The organism is Affinirhizobium lemnae (genome assembly GCF_022968395.1).
Lineage (GTDB): Bacteria > Pseudomonadota > Alphaproteobacteria > Rhizobiales > Rhizobiaceae > Neorhizobium > Neorhizobium lemnae.
The window spans coordinates 1-21,588 of record NZ_JALJQZ010000011.1 but is presented as its reverse complement, the minus strand read 5'-3'; the positions used below and the strand labels follow the sequence as shown (position 1 = coordinate 21,588).

The 21,588-nt window shown below is 56.6% G+C and carries 22 protein-coding genes, 3 pseudogenes and 1 other annotated feature; of the genes and pseudogenes, 21 read left to right on the top strand and 4 right to left on the bottom strand.

Annotation, left to right across the window (positions count from 1 at the left end; translation table 11 throughout):
- Positions 1-172: 172 nt before the first annotated feature.
- The 9 genes from MUU53_RS09255 to MUU53_RS09215 all read left to right on the top strand — a co-directional run bounded on the left by MUU53_RS09255 (position 173) and on the right by MUU53_RS09215 (position 10,723).
- On the top strand, positions 173-2,428 hold the full coding sequence (locus tag MUU53_RS09255; RefSeq protein WP_247260644.1) for a DUF3772 domain-containing protein: 2,256 nt from the start codon (positions 173-175) through the stop codon (positions 2,426-2,428).
- 158 nt (positions 2,429-2,586) lie between these two features.
- Positions 2,587-3,876, top strand: coding sequence for a serine hydroxymethyltransferase (gene glyA, locus MUU53_RS09250; RefSeq protein ID WP_247260643.1), 1,290 nt, complete (start codon positions 2,587-2,589; stop codon positions 3,874-3,876).
- A 12-nt stretch (positions 3,877-3,888) separates the two neighbouring features.
- Entirely contained in the window at positions 3,889-4,368 is a 480-nt protein-coding gene (nrdR, locus tag MUU53_RS09245; RefSeq protein WP_062552671.1) for a transcriptional regulator NrdR, read from the top strand.
- Positions 4,369-4,371: 3 nt separating this feature from the next.
- Entirely contained in the window at positions 4,372-5,460 is a 1,089-nt protein-coding gene (gene ribD, locus MUU53_RS09240) for a bifunctional diaminohydroxyphosphoribosylaminopyrimidine deaminase/5-amino-6-(5-phosphoribosylamino)uracil reductase RibD (protein WP_247260642.1), read from the top strand.
- Positions 5,442-6,056 carry a riboflavin synthase gene (locus tag MUU53_RS09235; protein ID WP_247260641.1) on the top strand — a complete coding sequence of 205 codons (615 nt, stop codon included), beginning with the start codon at positions 5,442-5,444 and terminating at the stop codon, positions 6,054-6,056. The genes ribD and MUU53_RS09235 overlap by 19 nt, the downstream gene beginning before the upstream one ends.
- A gap of 163 nt (positions 6,057-6,219) precedes the next feature.
- Complete coding sequence (gene ribH, locus MUU53_RS09230; protein WP_062552668.1) at positions 6,220-6,675, top strand: 6,7-dimethyl-8-ribityllumazine synthase; 456 nt, start codon at positions 6,220-6,222, stop codon at positions 6,673-6,675.
- Between the two features lie 3 nt (positions 6,676-6,678).
- Entirely contained in the window at positions 6,679-7,155 is a 477-nt protein-coding gene (gene nusB, locus MUU53_RS09225) for a transcription antitermination factor NusB (protein WP_247260640.1), read from the top strand.
- Between the two features lie 14 nt (positions 7,156-7,169).
- Positions 7,170-8,396 carry an MFS transporter gene (locus tag MUU53_RS09220; protein WP_247260639.1) on the top strand — a complete coding sequence of 409 codons (1,227 nt, stop codon included), beginning with the start codon at positions 7,170-7,172 and terminating at the stop codon, positions 8,394-8,396.
- Between the two features lie 188 nt (positions 8,397-8,584).
- Positions 8,585-10,723: a sodium-translocating pyrophosphatase gene (locus tag MUU53_RS09215; protein WP_247260743.1), complete on the top strand. Its 2,139-nt coding sequence runs from the start codon at positions 8,585-8,587 to the stop codon at positions 10,721-10,723.
- 76 nt (positions 10,724-10,799) lie between these two features.
- On the opposite strand, the gene MUU53_RS09210 is transcribed toward MUU53_RS09215, so the two are convergent.
- Positions 10,800-11,312: an outer membrane protein assembly factor BamE gene (locus tag MUU53_RS09210; protein ID WP_247260742.1), complete on the bottom strand. Its 513-nt coding sequence runs from the start codon at positions 11,310-11,312 to the stop codon at positions 10,800-10,802.
- Between the two features lie 10 nt (positions 11,313-11,322).
- Positions 11,323-11,550, bottom strand: a complete 228-nt coding sequence (locus MUU53_RS09205; protein WP_247260638.1) for a hypothetical protein — start codon at positions 11,548-11,550, stop codon at positions 11,323-11,325.
- Positions 11,551-11,579: 29 nt separating this feature from the next.
- Here MUU53_RS09205 and MUU53_RS09200 point away from each other — a divergent pair, with 29 nt between their 5' ends.
- From MUU53_RS09200 to MUU53_RS09175, 6 genes are all read left to right on the top strand, one after another.
- Entirely contained in the window at positions 11,580-12,128 is a 549-nt protein-coding gene (locus tag MUU53_RS09200) for a ubiquinol-cytochrome C chaperone family protein (protein WP_247260637.1), read from the top strand.
- On the top strand, positions 12,125-12,694 hold the full coding sequence (locus tag MUU53_RS09195; protein ID WP_247260636.1) for a YceD family protein: 570 nt from the start codon (positions 12,125-12,127) through the stop codon (positions 12,692-12,694). Before MUU53_RS09200 ends, MUU53_RS09195 begins: the two co-directional genes overlap by 4 nt.
- Positions 12,695-12,789: 95 nt before the next feature.
- Positions 12,790-13,839: a phosphate acyltransferase PlsX gene (gene plsX / locus MUU53_RS09190; RefSeq protein WP_247260635.1), complete on the top strand. Its 1,050-nt coding sequence runs from the start codon at positions 12,790-12,792 to the stop codon at positions 13,837-13,839.
- A gap of 19 nt (positions 13,840-13,858) precedes the next feature.
- Complete coding sequence (locus tag MUU53_RS09185; RefSeq protein ID WP_247260634.1) at positions 13,859-14,830, top strand: beta-ketoacyl-ACP synthase III; 972 nt, start codon at positions 13,859-13,861, stop codon at positions 14,828-14,830.
- 88 nt (positions 14,831-14,918) lie between these two features.
- Positions 14,919-15,257 carry an integration host factor subunit alpha gene (locus MUU53_RS09180; protein ID WP_247260633.1) on the top strand — a complete coding sequence of 113 codons (339 nt, stop codon included), beginning with the start codon at positions 14,919-14,921 and terminating at the stop codon, positions 15,255-15,257.
- Positions 15,258-15,395: 138 nt separating this feature from the next.
- On the top strand, positions 15,396-15,926 hold the full coding sequence (locus MUU53_RS09175) for a MerR family transcriptional regulator (protein WP_247260632.1): 531 nt from the start codon (positions 15,396-15,398) through the stop codon (positions 15,924-15,926).
- A gap of 143 nt (positions 15,927-16,069) precedes the next feature.
- On the opposite strand, the gene MUU53_RS23195 is transcribed toward MUU53_RS09175, so the two are convergent.
- The gene (locus MUU53_RS23195; RefSeq protein ID WP_281435057.1) at positions 16,070-16,201 is read right to left on the bottom strand and encodes a hypothetical protein; all 132 of its coding nucleotides are present in this window, start codon (positions 16,199-16,201) and stop codon (positions 16,070-16,072) included.
- Positions 16,202-16,377: 176 nt separating this feature from the next.
- Here MUU53_RS23195 and MUU53_RS09170 point away from each other — a divergent pair.
- Both MUU53_RS09170 and MUU53_RS09165 read left to right on the top strand, forming a co-directional pair.
- Positions 16,378-16,553 (top strand): annotated as a pseudogene (locus MUU53_RS09170) (IS3 family transposase); the annotation flags it as partial.
- Positions 16,470-16,581, top strand: a sequence feature (AL1L pseudoknot). (Overlaps the previous pseudogene by 84 nt.)
- A 292-nt stretch (positions 16,582-16,873) precedes the next feature.
- Positions 16,874-17,087, top strand: a pseudogene (locus MUU53_RS09165) (IS5/IS1182 family transposase); the annotation flags it as partial.
- Here MUU53_RS09165 and MUU53_RS23355 read toward each other — a convergent pair.
- Positions 17,085-17,561 (bottom strand): annotated as a pseudogene (locus MUU53_RS23355) (IS110 family transposase); the annotation flags it as partial. The pseudogenes MUU53_RS09165 and MUU53_RS23355 overlap by 3 nt on opposite strands.
- Positions 17,562-18,033: 472 nt before the next feature.
- Between MUU53_RS23355 and rpsL the strand changes: the two are divergent.
- The 4 genes from rpsL to MUU53_RS09140 all read left to right on the top strand — a co-directional run.
- The gene (gene rpsL / locus MUU53_RS09155) at positions 18,034-18,405 is read left to right on the top strand and encodes a 30S ribosomal protein S12 (RefSeq protein ID WP_003507760.1); all 372 of its coding nucleotides are present in this window, start codon (positions 18,034-18,036) and stop codon (positions 18,403-18,405) included.
- Between the two features lie 72 nt (positions 18,406-18,477).
- Positions 18,478-18,948 carry a 30S ribosomal protein S7 gene (gene rpsG / locus MUU53_RS09150; RefSeq protein ID WP_062553872.1) on the top strand — a complete coding sequence of 157 codons (471 nt, stop codon included), beginning with the start codon at positions 18,478-18,480 and terminating at the stop codon, positions 18,946-18,948.
- Positions 18,949-18,981: 33 nt separating this feature from the next.
- The gene (fusA, locus tag MUU53_RS09145; protein ID WP_062553873.1) at positions 18,982-21,081 is read left to right on the top strand and encodes an elongation factor G; all 2,100 of its coding nucleotides are present in this window, start codon (positions 18,982-18,984) and stop codon (positions 21,079-21,081) included.
- Positions 21,082-21,154: 73 nt separating this feature from the next.
- On the top strand, positions 21,155-21,588 hold a 434-nt coding region (locus MUU53_RS09140; RefSeq protein WP_247260630.1), incomplete at its 3' end, for a GTP-binding protein.

Here is a 21,588-nt window from a genome sequence, read left to right as displayed (position 1 = left end):
TTTTTCATTTCTCGCCCCATCACTTTCACTATCGAGGATTGGCTCTTGCATTCAAGAGATCCATCTGGTTTCCCGGATAGATAGAGGGAATTTGAGGGGCAAGGGCAGCATGAAGCCATACGGAAATGTTGCAGCGATCAAATTGGGCAAGCTTTGGTTTAGGCCTTGTCTGTTGCTTATTGTTGCACTCGTCAGCCTTGCGACGCTCGATCCGAAGATTGCAGCTGCGCAGACAATAGCCGCAGATCCGGCGCTGGAATGGGCGCGGACCGCCCAGAGAGCCGAGCAGGCCCTGCAATCGGGTGAGGCGTCGTCCGATGCTTTCGAAGTTCTTCGGTCCGAACTGGCTACCCAGCGGGCAGACGCCGATGCCATTGTCGACGAGGCAGGGCTTTCCATACGATTGCTGGAAGCGCAACTGGCAACACTTGGGCCCGCTCCCGGCAAGGATGACAAGGAGCCGGATCTGGTTGCGGCACGGCGCAAGCAGTTGGGCGACGAACTGGCCAAGGCGCGTGAGCCGGTGATGAACGCCAAGCAGGCATCGGCCCGGGCAAACGTTCTGATCGAGGAAATCGACAGGCTTGTCCGTTCGCGGTCGGCGACCAGCCTTTTCGAGCTCAGACCATCGCCGCTCTTCCCTTCAAGCTGGTCGGCCATGATGAGCGATTTCGCTCGGCTGGATGCGAAGATAACCGACGATATCACCCGTCTGCGGTCGCCATCGACCGAGCCGTTCGATTTTGTCGGCGATCGGCTCATTCCAGCCGCCTTGCTTTTGCTCACAACCTTTCTTTTGCCGGTCTGCCTCGGCCACTTGCTACTGGTCTATCTCGAACGGCGTATATCGGCGCCTGCAGGATCGGTGCGCTTCGTCGGGCAGGCTCTCGGCGTACACGTGATCCGGCTGGTTTTCTCGCTGATTGCCGCCAGTCTTGTCGTTATCGCGGCAGTCCTGCTGGAAGACGGCATCAAGTCGATCCAGAACACTTCGGGTGCTGCCATCGCGATTGCCATCGCATTTGTCATCGCAAACTCGATTGGTAATGTCCTCTACGCGCCCAGCCAGCCTGCACTGCGTCTCATACGGTTGAGCGATGGTCTTTCCCGCTCCTGCTATTGGCTCGGCATGGCGTTTGCCGGATCCATGGGGCTGGAACTTCTGATGGAAGGACTAACGGAGGACTTCGCATTCTCGCCGGGTGGAAGTTCGGCCCTGCAGAGCGTCAGCATCGTCATTGGCTGCGTTATCCTCTTCGTCTTCGCAAAGATCCTCCGGAAAGTTGCGCTGGAAGTAGCGACGGATGAGGATGACGATGCTCCCTTCGGTCCCGGCTTTTTCCGTATCGCCAGTCGAGCGGTGCAGGTTATCGCGGTTCTATCCCTTATCGCTGCGGCAATCGGTTACGTGCCGCTGGCGCGTGCGGTGCTCGCACCCATCATGGGCAGTATCGCGATCTTCGGCCTGGCCTTCATCCTACACTATGTGGTGATGCTGCCGGTGCGCGGCGCCTTGCGCGGTCAGCAATCATCGCTGGAACTGGCATCCATGGTCATTGCGGCAGTGATCGTCCTGGTCAGCCTGCCGCTGATCGCGATTGTCTGGGGCGCGCGCGAAGCGGAACTCGCAGAGCTGTGGCGGGTCATTCAGAACGGTGTGGATCTCGGCGGTGCCAAATTGTCGCCGAAAGTCCTTGTTGTCCTTATAATAACCTTTCTTTTTGGCATGCTGCTGACGCGCTGGATGCAGCGGCTCATCGAGCGCCTTGTCCTGCCCAAGACAAGGATTGATAGCGGAGGGCGCAACGCGATCCGGACCGGGCTCGGCTATGTCGGGTTTATTCTGTCTGCCCTTATGGCGATTTCTGTTGCAGGGCTTAATCTGTCGAATCTCGCCATCATCGCGGGCGCACTTTCAGTCGGCGTCGGTTTTGGCATGCAGACCATCGTGTCGAACTTCGTATCCGGCATCATTCTCCTGATCGAACGACCTATCAAGGAGGGTGACTGGATCGAGGTATCGGGCTTTTCGGGCATCGTGCGGAAGATCGCCGTCCGCTCGACGCGGATCGAAACCTTCGACCGCCATGATGTCATCATCCCAAATGCCGACCTGATTGCCGGAACGGTCAAGAACATGACCTTGAGCTCGCGGGCAGGGCGCATGATCATTCCGATCAATGTTTCGCGCCATGCGGATATCGACGGCATCCGCCAGATCCTCCTGGATACTGCGAAAAGCCATCCGGCCATCCTTGCACAGCCTGCACCGCAGGTCTTCCTGCGAAACCTTGGCGCCAGCATGCTGAACTTCGAGCTGCGGTGCTATTTGCGCGACGTCGGAACCGAAACAGGCGCGCGCTCCGATCTGCTTCTGACCCTCAACCGGACCTTCGCTGATCTGGGTGTGGACATGCAGTCCGATTGAGGGTTTCGTTTCTTTAACAATCTCTGGTGAGCGAAATTGAATCATCAGATGCTTTTCAAGCCTGTCCGGAATTGATCCGCAAATGTCGCTGTCCGTATTGCGCTTGTGATGGCGGACCGTTAAGACGCCATCGCATCAGTTGTTCCAGGAGCCCTGTCATGTCGCATAGAGATGCATTCTTCTCCCGCCCACTTGCTGAGTCCGATCCGGAAATTTTCGGTGCGATTGAGAAGGAGCTGGGTCGTCAACGTCACGAAATCGAATTGATCGCCTCTGAAAACATTGTTTCGCGCGCCGTTCTGGAAGCGCAGGGTTCGATCATGACGAACAAGTATGCTGAAGGCTATCCGGGCAAGCGCTACTACGGTGGTTGCCAGTTCGTTGACATCGCGGAAGAACTCGCCATCGAACGTGCCAAGAAGCTGTTCGGCGTCAACTTCGCCAACGTTCAACCGAACTCCGGTTCGCAGATGAACCAGGCGGTGTTCCTCGCGCTGCTTCAGCCGGGCGATACCTTCATGGGTCTCGACCTGAATTCCGGCGGTCACCTGACCCACGGTTCGCCGGTCAACATGTCCGGCAAGTGGTTCAATGTCGTGTCCTACGGTGTTCGTGAAGAAGATCATCAGCTGGACATTGACGAAGTTGCCCGCAAGGCTGAAGAACATAAGCCGAAGCTCATCATCGCCGGTGGTACCGCCTATTCCCGTATCTGGGATTGGAAGCGTTTCCGCGAAATCGCAGATTCCGTTGGCGCTTACCTGATGGTTGACATGGCGCATATCGCCGGTCTCGTGGCCGGTGGCGTTCATCCGTCGCCGTTCCCACACTGCCATGTGGCAACAACCACCACGCACAAGTCTCTGCGCGGTCCGCGTGGCGGCATGATCCTGACGAATCATGAGGATCTGGCGAAGAAGTTCAATTCCGCCGTCTTCCCCGGTCTCCAGGGTGGTCCGCTGATGCACGTCATCGCTGCCAAGGCTGTTGCTTTCGGCGAGGCGCTTCAGCCGGAATTCAAGGATTATGCGGCGCAGGTCGTGAAGAACGCGAAGGCTCTGGCCGATACGCTGATCAAGCACAATCTCGATATCGTGTCCGGCGGCACAGACAACCATCTGATGCTGGTCGATCTTCGCAAGAAGAACGCGACCGGCAAGCGTGCGGAAGCAGCTCTCGGCCGCGCCTACATCACCTGCAACAAGAACGGCATTCCGTTCGACCCTGAGAAGCCATTCGTGACATCCGGCGTTCGTCTTGGCACGCCGGCCGGTACCACGCGCGGCTTCAAGGAAGCAGAATTCACCGAAATCGGAAACCTGATCGTCGAAGTTCTCGACGGTCTGAAGGTTGCCAATTCGGATGAAGGCAATGCAGCCGTGGAAGAGGCAGTGCGCGGCAAGGTCGTCTCGCTGACAGAACGCTTCCCGATGTATCCGTATATGTAAGAGGCAACTAAGATGCGCTGCCCCTACTGCGGTTCCGAAGACACTCAGGTCAAGGATTCGCGTCCGGCGGAGGATTTCACCTCCATCCGTCGGCGGCGCATCTGCCCGGATTGCGGCGGTCGCTTCACAACATTCGAACGCGTGCAATTGCGCGAACTGATGGTTGTGAAGAAGACCGGCCGCAAGGTTCCTTTCGATCGCAACAAGCTGGTGCGGTCTTTCCAGATCGCGCTTCGCAAGCGTCCCGTCGATGCCGATCGGATTGAGCGCGCGGTATCGGGTATCGTTCGCCGCCTCGAAAGCTCTGGCGAGAGCGAAATCAGTTCCGAGCAGATCGGTCTGCAGGTTCTGGAAGCCTTGAAGAGCCTCGATGACGTAGCATTCGTGCGCTACGCGTCCGTCTACCGCGACTTCAGCCATGCGGATGACTTCGAAAAGGTCATCTCTGAAATCACAGCCAAGATCGGTCGTGATTCCACTGCGGAATCTTGATCCGTGTCGGCTTCGCCTGATGATGAGCGCTACATGGCGCAAGCCATCGCGCTGTCGCGAACGCACACCGGACAAACCGGTACCAACCCATCCGTCGGATGCCTTATCGTCAGGAATGGTGTGGTGATCGGATCCGCCGTCACTGCCGTCGGTGGACGCCCGCATGCGGAAACACAGGCCCTGGCCATGGCTGGAGAGGCGGCAAGGGGTGCGGTGGCCTATGTCACCCTTGAGCCATGTTCTCATTATGGGCGCACACCCCCTTGCGCTAACGCGCTTGTCGAGGCGGGCATTGTGCGCGTTGTCGTCGGGTTGAAGGATCCTGATCCTCGCGTTTCCGGCAAGGGTCTTGCGATCTTGCAAAGTGCGGGCATCGAGGTGGTAACAGGCATCTTGCAGGATCAATCCTGTGATGCGCTTAGGGCCTACCTGATGCGGCAGATGAAGGCACGGCCCTATGTGACTCTGAAACTTGCCGTTTCCACCGATGGCATGATCGGTCGGAGAGGCGAGGGGCAGGTCGCCATCACTGGCCCTCTTTCGCGCCATGAGGTGCACCGTATGCGGGCGGAGATGGATGCTATCCTCATCGGTATCGGAACAGCCATCGCCGATGATCCACAACTGGATGTCCGTATTGCAGGGATGGAGCATCGTTCTCCGATCCGTATCGTGCTGGATCGTCATCTGCGGCTTCCGCTCGACGGCAAGCTGGTTGCAAGCGCGCAGCAAATTCCGGTAATCGCAGTTGGAGACCGGTTTGCCGAAACCGCACCGGCGCTTATCAAGGCGGGTGTCGAAATTCTGGATGCACCCGATTTGCCAACCCTGTTGACGCGGCTTGCCGATCGAGGCCTTTCATCGGTTCTGGTTGAAGGTGGCGCTACGGTTGCCCAGGCATTTCTGGATGCCGGTCTCGTCGACCGTATCGTGCTCTTTGAAGGCCCGTTAGCGATTGGCGAAGGCGGGATTGAATCTCCGCTCACGCATGACGACATACCGCAGGATTACAAGCCGGTACGCCGATTGAACTTCGGCCCAGACCAGTGTTGCGAATACGAGAGGAAATTTGAATGTTCACAGGCATCGTAACAGACGTCGGATCGGTTTCCGCCCTCACGCAGCTGGATGAAGGCATTCGGTTGCGCGTGACCACAAGTTACGATCCTCGCACCATCGATATCGGCGCCTCGATCGCCCATGCGGGTGTGTGCTTGACGGTAACGAAGCTCTCGGAAACCGACAGCAACGAGCGTTGGTATGAAGTTGAGGCCTGGGAAGAGGCGCTACGTCTAACCACGATCTCTTCGTGGACAGTCGGGACACGTATCAATCTTGAGCGCGCCCTGAAAATTGGCGATGAACTTGGTGGTCACATCGTCTCCGGCCACGTGGACGGAAAGGCCGAGATCCTATCCATCACGTCAGAAGGCGAGGCGGTGCGTATTCGTCTGAGGGCACCTCAGCAGTACGCTCGCTTTGTCGCACCGAAGGGGTCAGTGGCGCTTGATGGAACCTCATTGACCGTGAATGCGGTTGAAGGCACGGATTTCGATATTCTGCTGATACGCCACACACTCGAAGTCACCACCTGGGGTGATCGTAAAGCGGGCGATTTCGTCAATTTCGAGGTCGATACAATGGCGCGCTATGCGGCACGGCTGGCGGAATTCCCGGCGAATAGCTAGCCTCTGGCCGTTCACCAAAACTGAGGAAAATACGCTTCGGCCTCCATTCGCGTGTGTCGTGCATGGCTGACCCGTGGAAAATCACTTGCCATTCGACGCGTGGCATGGTTTGACGCGCCCAACTCCCAACATCTTATTTCGCAGAATTGCGACCAGGACGACCATGACCGATTCACACAAGCCTCACCTGTTGATTGTCGAAGCGCGCTTTTACGACGACTTCGCCGACGCGCTTCTGGATGGCGCAGTCAGCGCCCTGCAAGAGGCTGGCGCCACGTATGACCTGATCACTGTGCCTGGCGCGCTCGAAATTCCGCCGGCAATTGCCATGGCGCTCGATGCCGCGGAGCAGGGTGGCGTCAATTATGATGGCTTCATCGCGCTCGGCATGGTCATCCGCGGCGAGACCTATCATTTCGATATCGTGGCGAACGAATCTTCCCGTGCGCTGATGGATCTTGCCGTCTCGGAGTCACTGGCCATCGGCAATGGCATCCTGACTGTCGAGAATGATGAACAGGCCTGGGCACGTGTCCGCAAGTCGGACAAGGACAAGGGTGGTTTTGCTGCGCGTGCAGCTCTCACCATGATTGCGCTTCGTGAGAAACTGGGCGCCTGATCCATGTCTAAAGATCCTGCACAGCCTATCAAAACAGCAAACCAACGCGGCGCCGCCCGTCTCGCTGCCGTTCAGGCCCTCTACCAGATGGATATCGGCGGCACTGGTGTCCTGGAAGTGGTTGCCGAATATGAAGAGCACCGTCTTGGTCAGGAGCTCGATGGCGATACCTATCTGAAGGCGGACCCCTCGTGGTTTCGTGCGATCGTCGCCGGTGTCGTTCGCGATCAGTTGAAGATTGACCCGGTTATCGGTGCCGCGCTTCTGGATGGCTGGCCGTTGTCGCGCATCGATTCGACGCTCCGCGCAATTCTTCGTGCCGGCACGTTCGAAATCCTTGACCGTAAGGATGTCCCGGTCGCGGTCATCGTGACGGAATATGTCGAGATCGCACAGGCCTTCTTTGAAGGAGAAGAGCCCAAGATCGTCAATGCGGTTCTCGATCGCATTGCCAAGCAGGTTCGCAGCGAGAAGAAGTAGCAGGAACGAAAGTCATGGAAAACGCAGGTGGCACAGCACTGGACAGGCAGCTGGGTGCCGCCAAACGCAATGTTTTCCTGCTTGCGAGTGCGCAAGCGGTGCTCGGTTCGGCAGCCCCGCTCAGCATCTCCGTGGGTGCATTGGCAGGTTACCAACTGCTCGGGGCTGACAAGTCTCTGGCGACAGCACCGGTGACAGGCTTCAATATCGGCACCGCACTCGGGGCTGTCGGCATCGCAATTCTCTCCCGTTTCCTTGGGCGCCAAGCCGCTTTCATGGTTGGTGCGCTGCTAGGTGCCGTCGGTGGCGGTCTGGCGACCGCCGCGCTCTTCCAAATGAATTTCTGGCTCTTTGCAGCGGCACTCACGCTGATAGGCATGAGCGGCGGCTTCGCCCAGAAGATCCGTTTTGCAGCGGCAGATGCGTCGCCCTCCTATTTCAAGCCGAAGGCGATTTCCTGGATCTTGGGGGCTGGCATCGTGTCAGCAATCATCGGGCCGCAACTGGCAATCTGGGCTAAGGATATCTTTGCGCCAGTAACTTTTGCCGGAACGTTTCTGGCCTTGTTGCCACTTTGCGCAATCGCCCTTGTGATCCTGACCTTCCTGAAGCTGCCACCGATGGCGAAAGCCGGATCATCAGATACGCCTGCCAGGCCGTTGAGGGAGATCATCTCCAACCAGCGTTTCGTCACGGGAATGATTTGCGGCGTCGGCTCCTATGCGCTCATGACCTTCGTGATGACCGGTGCGCCGCTCGCCATGGTTGTCGGCTGCGGATTTCCGACTGAACTCGCCACGCTCGGCATCCAGTGGCACGTGATCGCCATGTTCGGCCCGAGCTTTTTCACCGGCATGATCATTGCGCGGGTTGGGGCTGAGAAGATCGTTGCACTTGGTCTTTTCACGCTCATGGGCTGCGCCGTCATCGCGCACATGGGGATCGAACTCTGGAACTTCTGGGGCGCCCTGATCCTGCTCGGTATTGGCTGGAACTTCGGCTTTATCGGCTCAACGGCGATCGTTGCCTCCACTTACCGACCACACGAGGCAGACAAGGTGCAGGGCTTTCACGATATCTTCCTGTTTGGAACGGTTGCGCTGTCTTCGTTCTCTTCCGGCAAGGTCTTCACCAATTACGGCTGGAGCTTCATGAACCTGTTCATTTGGCCAGTTTCGACTCTTTGCCTCGTGCTGATCCTGATGCTGCTCATCCGCCAGAAGCGCGCGGCCTCTGCTTGATTGGCTGCAAACATGTGCTGAGTCTTCGTTGTGTGACCTTATGCTCGCGCTTATTATTCCTTGACGCGATTTGTTAACGAACGCACTCTCGCGCTTGACTGTCAGGCCTATGTCCTTGGGAGGGGATCTGTCTGATGGTTCTCGCCGGCGCAATTCTTGTGGCCGGTCCATTGGGAGAGGAAATTCGTATGACAGTGATACTGGGAGTGATCGTCTGCGGGTTCTTGTCAGTGGCCTACGCTGTTTGGGCCACTCGGTCGGTTCTGGCGGCGGATCAAGGCAATCCCCGCATGCAGGAAATTGCCGGATACATTCGTGAGGGTGCGCAGGCCTATCTGACGCGCCAGTACATGACGATCGCCATAGTTGGCGTTGTCGTGACATTGGGAACATGGTGGTTACTGTCCGCGCTCGCGGCCATCGGCTTCGTTATCGGCGCTGTTTTGTCCGGGGCTGCAGGCTTCATCGGAATGCACGTCTCGGTTCGCGCCAATGTTCGCACAGCGCAGGCGTCGTCTCACAGCCTCGCGGCGGGTCTTGATATTGCCTTCAAGTCTGGCGCCATTACCGGAATGCTCGTTGCGGGCCTGGCTCTGTTGGGCGTTTCCATCTACTATGGAATACTGACTTCGGGTCTCGGCCATGCGCCGGGTTCACGTGAAGTGATCGATGCTCTGGTTGCGCTTGGATTCGGCGCCTCTCTCATTTCCATCTTCGCGCGCCTTGGCGGCGGCATCTTCACCAAAGGTGCCGATGTCGGTGGTGATCTCGTCGGCAAGGTGGAAGCAGGAATTCCAGAGGATGATCCGCGCAACCCAGCAACAATTGCTGACAACGTTGGGGACAATGTTGGCGATTGCGCTGGCATGGCGGCCGATCTTTTCGAAACCTACGCCGTATCGGTCGTCGCAACCATGGTTCTGGCAGCCATCTTCTTTGCCGGCGCGCCCAACCTCGCTGCGATCATGGTCTATCCGTTGGCCATCTGCGCAGCCTGCATTCTCACATCGATCGTGGGAACATTCTTCGTCAAACTCGGTGCCAATGGCTCCATCATGGGCGCTCTCTATAAGGGCCTGATCGTCACAGGCGTGCTTTCGATCGTCGGCCTAGGCGCTGCGACGTCGTTCACGATAGGCTGGGGCAGTATCGGTACGGTTGCGGAGAAGCAGATAACCGGAACCAACCTGTTCTTCTGCGGTATACTCGGTCTCGTCGTGACGGCTCTGATCGTGGTGATCACGGAGTACTATACGGGCACCAACAAGCGTCCGGTGAATTCCATCGCGCAGGCGTCAGTCACCGGCCACGGCACCAATGTGATCCAGGGTCTTGCGGTATCGCTCGAATCGACGGCGCTTCCGGCCATCGTCATCGTGGGCGGCATCATCACCACCTATCAGCTTGGCGGCCTGTTCGGCACCGGGATAGCGGTCACGGCAATGCTTGGTCTTGCTGGAATGATCGTGGCACTCGATGCGTTCGGCCCGGTGACCGATAATGCCGGCGGGATTGCCGAAATGGCAGGCCTTCCTCCGGAAGTGCGTAAATCCACCGATGCGCTCGACGCCGTCGGTAACACAACGAAGGCCGTGACCAAGGGGTACGCCATCGGCTCCGCCGGTCTCGGTGCGCTCGTGCTTTTTGCAGCCTATGCCAACGATTTGCAATACTTTGCAGCCAATGGTCAGAAATATCCGTACTTTGCGGATGTGGGTGCGATCTCCTTCAGTCTTGCAAATCCTTACGTGGTTGCGGGCCTGATCTTCGGTGGTCTTATTCCCTATCTCTTTGGTGGGATGGCCATGACTGCTGTCGGAAAGGCAGGTAGCGCCGTTGTGGAAGAGGTACGCAGGCAGTTCCGCGAGAAGCCAGGCATCATGCAGGGGACAGACCGTCCGGACTACGGTCGCGCGGTGGATATGCTCACCAAGGCCGCAATCCGCGAAATGATACTGCCTTCGCTGCTCCCGGTTCTGGCGCCGGTCATTGTCTACTTCGGCGTTCTCTTGATTTCGGGATCGAAGGCGTCGGCTTTTGCCGCACTCGGAGCCTCGCTGCTCGGCGTCATTATCAACGGACTTTTCGTCGCAATTTCCATGACCTCCGGTGGTGGTGCCTGGGACAACGCGAAGAAGAGCTTCGAAGATGGCTTCGTCGATAAGGATGGCACGCGTCATATGAAGGGATCGGATGCGCACAAGGCTTCCGTGACCGGCGATACCGTGGGTGACCCTTACAAGGATACGGCTGGCCCGGCAGTCAATCCGGCGATAAAGATCACCAATATTGTGGCATTGCTGCTTCTGGCGATCCTCGCTGCGTGAGTGACTGATCGATAACGGAAAAGCCCGCAGCATCAGAAGACGCCGCGGGCTTTTTGATTTGCAATTCGTTCGTACGTTAGTTGCCACCCAGAATGCTGCGTACGGCCGCTGCACCACTGCTGCCTGTGCCGCCACCACCCGACAGGAGTTGTTGCAGGAAGGTGAGGTCGCGGCCGCCAGTCGGTGTCGTGCGGCTGATAGTGTCAAACACCTTGCCATCCTGCAGCGTATAGACCGCGCGCCGGGCGACAGTACCTTCCTTGTTGAAATAGATCGCAACGACGGTCTGCTCCACCAGCTTCGGTTTCATGAAGGCCGCAGAGCGATGGCGTTTCTGCGAGATGTAGTAAAAGACTTCGCCATCAAAGGTCGCCGTGGTGGAGGGTGTACCCATGCTGAGCAGAACTTGTTCGCGGCTTGATCCCTCTGGAATAAGATCAAGAGAATCCTTGTCGAGAACGTAGCCGTTGTACATCGTCTGCCCAATATCCATGCTGGTGCAGCCGGAAACGCCAAGCGCGAGTGCCACGGCGGCAACCGCAACTGTGCCTCTCAAATTCACGTCAGAACCAAACACGCGCTTCTTCAACACTTTGTCCTCATGTCTTCCTGCCGTTCAACGACAGCAAACCTGCTGCGATAGCATTGTGGCTATTCCGCGAAACCCGCAACGGCAATCGGCATTTTCCAGCCATATTCTCGCGCGAAGCCTCGCCGATAGCGATCGCCATTGCAATTCGTGCCTGCTTCGGTAAACCACCTTTTGTTTCCATGCAACAAGGTGGCGCGCCTTCATTGGCTGCTTTGGCAGCAAAGAGTGTGATCACGTAAAAAACATGATCGAGTCTCGAGCCCCATGATCTTAAAACTCTTCAAAAAGAAGAATAGCAACCGCATCATCGTCGACCGACAATACGCGATATTGACTTCTACGGCCCGCATCCCCTTCTTTTATTCGAATCTGTGTGTCCCGGATACTGTGATGGGTCGGTTCGAGATGCTGTCGCTGGTGATGATTCTCTTTTTCCGGCGAACATCCAGTTCGGGCCAGAGCGGCAAGGAACTGGCTCAGGAGATCATTGACGCGTTTTTTCAGGATATCGATCATTCCATCCGGGAGCTTGGTGTCGGCGATCAAAGCGTGCCCAAACGAATGAAGAAGTTTGCAGGCATGTTCTACGGTCGCGTTCAATCCTATGGGGAGGCTCTTCAGGCCGAGGATGGAGCGGCACTTGCCCAAGCATTGCGCCGGAACATCCACCCGGATATGAGTGAAGCACCTTCGATGGAAGGGCTGGCCGCCTGGGCGCTGAGGACGGAGAAGAGGCTGGCGGCGCTTTCGGACGATGATATTGCGCGGGGTGCCTTGCAGTTGCCCGTGCCAGGACAAGAGGACTTGCAGTGAAGACATCACCCGACGCCAGATCCAGACCGCCTTTTTCCTATGCGGTCAAGGTTGGGCATATTTCTGCCAATCCGGTGACAGTTCGAATTTCTGCAGACGAGCGTGAACGAGAAGGACTGGCGGAACTCTGGAAGGTTTCCTCCGTGGAAGAACTCAGCGCGGAAATGCAGATTGCCCGCTGGAAGAAGGATGGAGTCCGGGTTCGCGGCCACATCACTGCCCGTTTGACCCAGAACTGCGTCGTGACGCTGGAGCCCGTCGAGAGCGTGGTATCGGAAGACTTCGAGCAGATCTTTGTGCCTGAAGGCTCCAAGCTTGCGCGTATGATGACAGGCGAAAGCGCTGAAATGGTACTGGACCCTGATGGTCCCGATCTGCCGGAGACATTCGAGGGCGACACCATCGATGCAGGCGCCACCGTTGCGGAAATGGTTGCCCTTGGCATTGATCCCTATCCTCGAAAAGCTGGCATCGAATTCGCAGATCATATCGAGTCGGATCCAACAGCGAAGGACGACAAGCCAAACCCGTTTGCCGTTCTGAAGGACTGGAAAAAGAAGGAATAGCGTTTGCATTCGCTTGCGAATGAGTTGTATGGGGCGAATGAACCAAGATTTTGGCCGCGACACAGCCAGGCCGGCGGCAGAAGGACCAGGAACGCGTGATCAGAATTTCTCTTGATGCCATGGGCGGTGATTACGGTCCTGCCGTGGTCATTCCGGGTGCAGCCAAGGCTTTGGAACGGCATCCGGACGTGGTGTTCGTGATGTACGGACTTCAGCAGGAATGCGAGCCTATTCTTGCCAGATATCCGAAGCTGAAGGAAAGTACGACTTTCCACCATTGCGATGTTGCAATCATGATGGACGAAAAGCCAAGCGCCGCCCTGCGGCGTGGTCGCTACGTCTCGAGCATGTGGCGCTCCATTGAGGCTGTGAAGTCCGGTGAGGCCGATGCTGTTGTTTCCGCCGGCAACACCGGCGCGTTGATGGCTATGGCCAAATTTTGCCTTCGGACGATGGAAAACATCGAACGTCCCGCGATCGCCGGTATCTGGCCGACGTTGAAGGGCGAAAGTATCGTTCTTGATATCGGCGCCACCATTGGCGCCGATGCCCAACAGTTGCTGGATTTTGCGCTCATGGGCGGAGCGATGGCCCGCGCGCTGTTCGAGATCGAGAAGCCGACGGTGGGACTGCTGAATGTCGGCGTCGAGGAGGTCAAAGGACAGGAGGAGGTCAAGGAGGCCGGGCGCATGCTGCGGGAAGCCAATCTGTCGACTATATCCTACCACGGTTTTGTTGAAGGTGATGATATCGGACGTGGGGTTGTGGACGTTGTGGTAACCGAAGGTTTCACCGGCAACATCGCGTTGAAGACGGCGGAAGGTACGGCCAAGCAAATGGCGGAATTGCTTCGCTCCGCGATGTCGCGCACATTGATGTCAAAAATCGGTTATCTTTTTGCAAAAGGCGCGTTCGACCGGCTTCGCGAAAAGATGGATCCACGCAAGGTCAATGGCGGTGTGTTTCTTGGCTTGAATGGCATCGTGATCAAGAGCCATGGTGGAACAGATGCAGAAGGTTACGCAGCCGCCATCGATGTGGGATACGACATGGTGCGGAACTCGCTGAACCAGAAGATCGTACAGGATTTGAAAACATATCATGCTCGCCGCCTGCCTCCTGCAGGCCCGGAAGAAGCGGCGTGACCAAAGGAATTTGCATCAGATGATTCGCTCTGTCGTACGCGGGTTCGGATCCGCACTCCCCCAACGCGTGGTCACAAACAAGGAAATGGAAAGCCTTGTCGAAACCTCCGACGACTGGATTGTACAGCGAACCGGGATCCGCCAGCGCTATATTGCAGGCGAAGGCGAGACCACCGCCTCTCTGGGTGAAGCCGCAGCGCGGGACGCTCTGCAGCGCGCAGGATTGACGCCGGAGGACATCGATCTGGTGATCGTTGCGACCTCGACGCCGGACAACACGTTTCCGGCGACTGCCGTCAATATTCAGAACCGCCTTGGTATGACCAAGGGCTATGCCTTCGACGTGCAGGCCGTCTGCACAGGCTTTGTTTATGCCATGGCCACCGCCGATGCACATTTGCGGGCAGGCATGGCGAAGCGTGCCCTGGTCATCGGGGCGGAGACCTTCTCCCGCATTCTGGACTGGACGGATCGCACAACCTGCGTTCTCTTCGGCGATGGCGCGGGTGCGCTGGTTCTGGAAGCGCAGGAACAGGAAGGCAAAGTGTCTGATCGCGGCGTTCTGACGTCTCATCTGCGTTCTGACGGCTCGCACAAGGAAAAGCTATATGTCGACGGTGGGCCGTCGACGAGTGGCACAGTCGGTCATCTGCGGATGGAAGGCCGTGAGGTCTTCAAGCACGCCGTCGGCATGATTACGGATGTTATCGTCGCTGCTTTTGAAGCGACCGGCACCACGGCTGAGGATCTGAACTGGCTTGTGCCCCATCAGGCGAATCGTAGAATCATCGACGGTTCAGCGAAAAAGCTGGGAATCCCTCTCGAAAAGGTTGTGGTTACAGTCGATCTGCATGGCAACACCTCGGCGGCATCCATTCCACTAGCCCTGTCGGTAGCGGCCAGGGATGGCCGGATCAAGCAAGGCGATCTTGTGATGCTCGAAGCCATGGGCGGGGGCTTTACTTGGGGTGCTTTGCTGGTCCGTTGGTAGAAGCAGTAAGAGAGGCGCTTGACCCTAGGCATTAACGCACATAGTGTTTGAAAAAATTGATCAATATAGCTTCAGACGGGCGAGGATCATGGTTGGCAAAACAGTAACACGGGCAGATTTGGCAGAGTCGGTGTTTCGCAAGGTCGGCCTGTCCAGAACGGAGTCCGCCGAGTTGGTGGAAACGGTGATCGATGAGATCTGCAACGCCATCGTGCGCGGCGAGACAGTAAAGCTGTCCTCATTTGCGACATTTCAGGTCCGCTCGAAGAATGAGCGCATAGGTCGCAACCCGAAGACTGGCGAAGAGGTTCCGATTTCACCTCGTCGCGTGATGACTTTCAAAGCATCGAACGTCCTGAAGCAGAGAATTCTGAAGTCACATCTCTCTCGCAGAGCAAAACAGAAACCGGCGAACCCGGCTTCGTGATGAGCGCGACATCGTAAGCATAAACTCTGTTGGTTGGTCGCCGCGGCACTTGATCCTATGGTGCAGTGCCGCCGAAATGCTGTATGAGTTTATCCGTTATTATGATTCGTTCCGACGGTTTCTCGGAGAGATGTAAACGTGGACAAAAGCCCCGACGCGTTCCGGACGATTAGCGAAGTTGCGGATGATCTTGATCTTCCGCAGCATGTATTGCGCTTCTGGGAAACCCGCTTTCCGCAAATCAAACCGATGAAAAGGGGTGGTGGACGGCGCTACTACCGCCCGGAAGATATCGATCTTTTGAAGGGTATTCGCCATCTTCTCTACGATCACGGCTATACCATAAAGGGCGTTCAGAAGCTTCTGAAGTCGAATGGCAACAAGTTTGTTACGGCAATCGCCATGGGTGATATGGCGACGATGGAAGCCATCATGGCCGCTAATAGCGACCGGCACGAGGAGCCGAAGGGCCTAAGCCATGCAGATGAAGATCAATTGCTCGGCAAGCCAAAGGCTAAACCGAGTGGCCGCTTCTTCGGATTTGGGGGGGGAGTTGATGATGAGATCTCGATTGGCAAAAGCTCCATCGCCAAAGACGATCGGGCTTTGCTGCAGGAAGCGCTTTTCGATCTACTAGAATGCAAGCGCCTGCTTGATCAAGTTCGCTGAAGCCCGTCCAGTGCCCGCACATTTTCGACTTATAATGCTTTGTTTAAACTTATATTTGCGTATATAATTTCAGGTCAGCTTTCAGCCAATTAAGCAATCAACTATGTTCCACTCAAGTCGACTGAACGAGCGATGATCTAAGTCTAAGCACGAACCTTGGCCATCAAAGCCGTATTATGCTGGCGGGCGTCAGCTTCGGCCTTCTTTGCGGCCAAAGGCAAGCAAATAGTGAAAAGCACCAAACCGAACACGAAAATACGTCCCTGAATCGCCATATCGACCCCATCCCTGTAGCCCGGAGGTTGATAGTAGATTAAAATTAATCGAAACTGAAAGCCTAAAATGCAGGAAGCGTGATCAAAAATTGATTTCTGATGTTACACAACGATTTGATCATCGGTTTTACCCAAGCCTTAACAGGGTTGCTCTGCCTATAGCGGCAAGAGTGCAGGGGCTGCCAAGCGATGTGGCCGAGAAGATGAAGGCTCTTGAACGGCAGAACCGCGAGCTTCTTCAGGTAAACGAGCTATTGCGCAAGGCATATGCATATTTCGCGATGGCGGCACTCGAGCGCTCATTGACGCGATGATTTCCTTCATCGACGAACATCGCGCAGTGCTCGGGGTCGCGTGATGCGTCCTAACCGACAACTCCGCTATCGCTATCGCTATCGCAAATCAGACAGCCTCGACGCTGAAAGCGCTGCACGATCGGTTCTTAACGGCCAAACGATAGCTCTGGCAAAGGCACAAACTGGATCATCGGAAATCATCCGGCACATCAAGGTCGCCCGAGACAGTGCTATAAGGGCTAAGTCGCAGGCGATGATCACTTTGCGAACTTTGATGATAAGCTTACCGTCTGACCTGTGTGAAGCGCTCGACCAGATCAAAGGGCCAATCGCCTGAATTCGCGACATAGACGCGCTTCGGCCCGGCGAGATCCTCTCGCCGAGCTCGTGGTGCGACCTGTCCGAACGACTTGGGGACTATGGCTCTATCAAGCGGCGTTACTATCGCTGGATTGAGATGGGCGTTCTTGATGAGATGCTCGCTGTTCTGGCGCGCGAAGCTGATCTCGAATGGCTGATAATCGACAGCAAGCACCATCGTGTGCGCCCATCCGTATGCAGCTGGAGCCCGCCTGTCAAAAATGGGTAGCGGCGGTTGCCCCCTCGACCATCTCCTCAAAGGCGATCTGCTGTGCCGGATGATCGAATTGTTGCTCCTGCAGCCAGCGCAGGTATCGCATCGTCCAGCCCTACTTACCTCGGGAACTCACATCGCAGTAAGCTCGCCGTTCCTGAGTAGCCGGACCAGCGCGAGTGCATCCCAACGGTTCGTCTTTAATCTGTCACCTGGCTTTCTGGGAATCAAGGAAGGCGCGACGACCACACCTTCATGGCCAAGCGATCGGATGAGTCGATGCAGACCATATCTGGTCGCACCGACCTCGTAGCGGCAATGAACGCGGTAAAACCTCGCAGCTATGCGGTGGAAGATGCGGCGTATGCCGGTATCGAGTACGTCAACTTCACCCCAAAGCGAACCTCTCCCTCCCGGGTTCAGCGATAGCAATCGCATTCACTATTTTGGTGACTTCGAGTCCGACAAATGCTTCTCTAGAATCCGCTATGGCTCGTCTTCAAGTGATGAGGATCGGCTCGGCCTATCCAAGCAACGTTTGAAGACCGGTGTATGGCGGCCGCTTCAGCCGCGAAGACTGACATACGGGCTTACGATTATCGGCTCTGTTCAGCGATGTTAGACGCTCGAACCCAGCGAATCCCCGGTCCTTACGGGGTAAATACCGATTTCGGCCTTGACGTCTACAGGGTAAAACAGTAAACGCCGCGCATCGGAAGCGATGTGAAGCTTACCCGTTGAGGACGACTCGTCCGCAACATGGCTTCAAGCAAGGTTCCATAACGCACGTTGAAGACACGAATTTGCACGCATGACGCAGGTGATGCGTCCTCTGCCTTGGGTGGTCAATCCGGAATTTCGGGTCGGCCACGTTTTGTGCATGTGGAAATGTGCGCGGGGCCGGACACGGTGTGAGATTGGCCCGCAAGGGTCTTGAAACAAATATTATAAGGGATGGGTATATGCCTACCGTAAACCAGCTGATCCGCAAGCCTCGCCAGGCACAGGTTAAGCGCAACAAGGTTCCTGCTCTGCAGGAAAATCCACAGAAGCGCGGCGTTTGCACACGCGTTTACACAACGACCCCGAAGAAGCCTAACTCGGCTCTGCGTAAGGTTGCCAAGATCCGTTTGACCAATGGCTTCGAAGTCATCGGCTACATCCCGGGTGAAGGCCATAACCTTCAGGAGCACTCTGTCGTCATGATTCGTGGCGGCCGCGTAAAGGACTTGCCGGGTGTGCGTTACCACATCATCCGCGGTGTTCTCGATACGCAGGGCGTGAAGAACCGCAAGCAGCGCCGCTCCAAGTACGGCGCGAAGCGTCCTAAGTAATCAATTCAGTCAGCGGCGCCGCGCGAGGTCCTCCGCGTACTAGGGCGTTCAGCCAGATAAAGAGACAGAAGTATGTCAAGACGTCATAAAGCAGAAAAGCGTGAGATCAATCCGGATCCAAAGTTCGGCGATCTGGTTGTCACGAAGTTCATGAATGCCATCATGTTGCATGGCAAGAAGTCTGTTGCCGAAACCATCGTCTACGGTGCGTTCGATGCAGTCCAGGGAAAGTCGAAGCAGGAGCCCCTGCAGGTTTTCCATCAGGCGCTGGAGAATGTTGCTCCGCACGTAGAAGTTCGTTCGCGCCGCGTTGGTGGTGCAACGTACCAGGTTCCGGTTGACGTACGTCCCGAGCGCCGCCAGGCGCTGGCAATTCGCTGGCTGATCGCTGCTGCGCGCAAGCGCAATGAAACGACCATGGTTGATCGTCTGTCGGGCGAGTTGCTCGACGCTGCAAACAACCGTGGTAGCGCAGTTAAGAAGCGTGAAGACACTCACAAGATGGCCGACGCGAACCGCGCGTTCTCGCATTACCGTTGGTAATCTTCATCCGATCGAAGTTCGAAAGGCAGTCCTATGGCTCGCGAGTATAAAATCGAAGACTACCGAAATTTCGGTATTATGGCGCACATCGACGCCGGCAAGACCACGACCACCGAGCGTATCCTGTATTACACCGGTAAGTCGCACAAGATCGGCGAAGTTCACGACGGCGCCGCGACCATGGACTGGATGGAGCAGGAGCAGGAGCGTGGTATCACCATCACGTCTGCCGCGACGACCACGTTCTGGAAGGGTCGTGATGGCAAGATGCGTCGGTTCAACATCATCGACACGCCCGGACACGTTGACTTCACGATCGAAGTAGAACGTTCTCTGCGCGTTCTTGACGGTGCGATCGCTCTGCTCGATGCCAACGCTGGCGTTGAGCCGCAGACGGAAACTGTTTGGCGTCAGGCTGAAAAGTACAACGTCCCGCGGATGATCTTCTGCAACAAGATGGATAAGACCGGCGCGGACTTCTATCGCTCGGTTGAAATGATCAAGACTCGTCTTGGAGCGACTGCAGTTGTCATGCAGCTTCCGATCGGTGCTGAAACCGAATTCAAGGGCGTTGTCGACCTGATCGAGATGAATGCTCTCGTATGGCGCGACGAATCTCTCGGCGCTCAGTGGGACGTCGTTGAGATTCCGGACGACCTGAAGGACAAGGCTGCTGAATATCGCGAAAAGCTGATCGAGACAGTTGTCGAGATCGACGAAGAAGCGATGGAAGCCTATCTGAACGGCGAGATGCCTGACAACGACAAGATCCGCGAACTCGTTCGTCGCGGCACGATCGACGTCAAGTTCCATCCAATGTTCTGCGGTACCGCGTTCAAGAACAAGGGCGTTCAGCCTCTTCTCGACGCCGTTGTCGACTACCTGCCTTCGCCGCTCGACATCCCGGCGATCAAGGGCATCGACTTTAAGACGGAAGCTGAAATCGAGCGTCATGCAGATGACTCCGAGCCGCTTTCCATGCTTGCGTTCAAGATCATGAACGACCCCTTCGTCGGTTCGCTGACGTTTGCACGTATTTACTCCGGCAAGCTCGAAAAGGGTTCGTCGGTTATCAATACGGTCAAGGACAAGCGCGAGCGTGTCGGTCGTATGCTTCAGATGCATTCGAACAGTCGTGAAGACATCGAAGAAGCCTTTGCGGGCGACATCGTGGCGCTTGCTGGTCTGAAGGAAACCACAACGGGTGATACGCTTTGCGATCCGTTGAAGCCAGTTATCCTTGAGCGCATGGAGTTCCCGGAGCCGGTCATCCAGATCGCGATCGAGCCGAAGTCCAAGGGCGACCAGGAAAAGATGGGCCTTGCCCTGAACCGACTGGCCGCAGAAGATCCGTCCTTCCGCGTCAAGACCGACCAGGAATCCGGTCAGACCATCATCGCCGGCATGGGCGAACTTCACCTCGACATCATCGTCGACCGTATGCGTCGCGAATTCAAGGTTGAAGCCAACGTTGGTGCTCCGCAGGTTGCATACCGTGAAACCATCACGCGTCAGCACGAAGAAGACTATACGCACAAAAAGCAGTCTGGTGGTACCGGTCAGTTTGCGCGCGTCAAGATCGTCTTCGAACCGAACCCGGATGGCGAAGACTTCAAGTTCGAGTCGAAGATCGTCGGTGGTGCAGTTCCGAAGGAGTACATCCCGGGCGTTCAGAAGGGTATCGAAAGCGTTCTGTCTTCCGGCCCATTGGCTGGCTTCCCGATGCTCGGCGTCAAGGCGACGCTCATCGACGGTGCCTTCCACGACGTCGACTCGTCGGTTCTCGCCTTCGAAATCGCTTCTCGTGCATGCTTCCGTGAAGCTGCCAAGAAGGCTGGTGCTCAGTTGCTTGAGCCGATGATGAAGGTGGAAGTTGTTACGCCTGAGGATTACGTCGGTGACGTTATCGGCGATCTGAACTCGCGTCGCGGCCAGATTCAGGGCCAGGAACAGCGCGGCATTGCGATCGTGATCAACGCGCATGTGCCGCTGGCGAACATGTTCAAGTACGTCGACAACCTGCGCTCCATGTCTCAGGGCCGCGCGCAGTATTCGATGGTCTTCGATCATTACGCACCTGTCCCGAACAACGTGGCTCAGGAAATTCAGGCAAAGTACTCCGGTCAGAAGTGACCGGGGTAACCCTTTGAACGAAACAACTTAGGTATTACCCCCACATTGTGGGGACTATGATGGAGAGCCTGAAATGGCAAAGAGCAAGTTTGAGCGTACCAAGCCGCATGTGAACATCGGCACGATTGGCCACGTTGACCATGGCAAGACGTCTCTGACGGCAGCGATCACGAAGTACTTCGGCGAGTTCAAGGCGTACGACCAGATCGACGCTGCTCCGGAAGAGAAGGCGCGTGGTATCACGATTTCGACGGCTCACGTTGAGTATGAGACGGCGAACCGTCACTACGCCCACGTTGACTGCCCCGGCCACGCCGACTACGTCAAGAACATGATCACGGGCGCAGCGCAGATGGACGGCGCGATTCTGGTTTGCTCTGCTGCTGACGGCCCGATGCCGCAGACGCGCGAGCACATCCTTCTGGCTCGTCAGGTTGGCGTTCCTGCGATCGTTGTGTTCCTGAACAAGGTCGACCAGGTTGACGACGCTGAACTTCTGGAACTCGT